At 65.3% G+C, this 1427-nt stretch carries 2 protein-coding genes; one reads left to right on the top strand and one right to left on the bottom strand.

Annotated elements, in window-relative coordinates:
• On the top strand, positions 1–968 hold a 968-nt coding region (locus EN925_RS35685), incomplete at its 5' end, for a site-2 protease family protein (protein ID WP_128337360.1).
• Positions 969–988: 20 nt separating this feature from the next.
• Here the strand turns inward: EN925_RS35685 and lipB are convergent.
• A partial coding sequence (lipB, locus tag EN925_RS35680) for a lipoyl(octanoyl) transferase LipB (protein ID WP_128337359.1) occupies positions 989–1427 on the bottom strand: 439 nt, incomplete at its 5' end.

The following is a 1427-nucleotide window of genomic DNA, read 5'->3' as shown; positions in this document are numbered from 1 at the left end:
TCGTCGAAGGCAGCCGCTTCTCGATGCGTGTCATCGAGGATACGGCACTCGACGCTTCGTTCTGGAAGGATTTTCGCGAAACCGCCGAACTCGTTTCGGAAGGCAACAGCACGCGGGTGACGCTCAGCCAGACCGATCGCTATCGTGGCGTTGCCTTCCTGGTGTTCCGCTATTTCGCCCTGCGCCGCGAATTCTCCAAGCTGCAGCGCTGGGCGCGGACCGGAAAGTATCGCAAGGGCGGCTGGTTCGAGCATCCGCTCAGTCAGGTCGGCTTTGCCGGGCTTTCGGCGCTGATCCTGTGGCCATTCTTCGGCCTTCACTTCGGCGGTTTGGCACTGGCCGCGATCCTCACATCGGTGGTCGCCCTGCATGAGCTTGGCCATATGGCGGCGTTCCGGCTGATGGGCCACAATCGGGCGCGGATGATCTTCATTCCGCTGCTCGGCGGCATCGCCATTGGCGGGCGGCCCTATGACAGCCGTTTCGAAGTGGCTTTCGTGGCATTGATGGGCGCCGGCTTTTCGGCCTTCCTGGTGCCGATCGCCATCGCCGCAAGCACCTTTGCCGGCGCGGAAGGTCACCGGCTGGCGGCGGCCCTGCTGGCGACCCTGGCGGGCTTCGCCGCACTGTTCAACATCGCCAATCTGGTGCCGGTGTGGAAGTTCGACGGCGGCCAGGTGCTGCGCCAGATCTGTCCGGGACCGGTCGCGCTGGCGCTGGCTTCCTTCTTCCTGCTCTCGGCTTTCCTGGCCGTGGGTTGGCAGGCCGGCTTTTCCGCCACCTTCCTGCTCGCGACGGGAGCGGTGTTTTCGCTCCTCAGCCTGCTGACGATGAGCAGTGGGGTGAAGCCGCGTCACGAGCTGAAGCCGATCCGCACCATCGACCGGCTGGCCATGGCGGCGGCGTTGCTGGCGGTGTTCGCCATCCATGGCTATGGCGTGTTGTGGGCCTCTGCCCAACTGATTTGAGCCGTACCGGATCCGGAAGATCAGCCGGCTTTGCGCTCGGCTTCGACAGGCAACGCCGTGGCGGGACCGAACACATCCTCGAAGGCGGATTTCAACGCCAGGTCAAGATCGGCCATGGTCAGGGGAAGGCCTAGATCGACGAGGCTGGTGACGCCGTGGTCCTGCACGCCGCAAGGCACGATGCCGCTGAAATGGTCGAGATCGGGCTCGACATTGATGGCGATGCCGTGAAAACTCACCCAGCGCCGCAGCCGGATGCCTATGGCCGCGATCTTGTCCTCCGCCGGCGAGCCGTCCGGCAGAGCAGGGCGATCCGGCCGCACGACCCAGACGCCGACCCGGTCCTCGCGGCGCTCGCCCCGCACATTGAAAGCGGCAAGCGTGCCGATGATCCACTGTTCGAGCGCCGCGACGAAGGCGCGGACATCCTCGCGCCGCCGCTTCAGGTCGAGCATGACG

This window comes from Mesorhizobium sp. M7A.F.Ca.US.006.04.2.1, assembly GCF_004022915.1.
Taxonomy (GTDB): domain Bacteria; phylum Pseudomonadota; class Alphaproteobacteria; order Rhizobiales; family Rhizobiaceae; genus Mesorhizobium; species Mesorhizobium ciceri.
The sequence above is the reverse complement of the archived record's forward strand: the minus strand, read 5'-3'. Positions and strand labels throughout refer to the sequence as shown.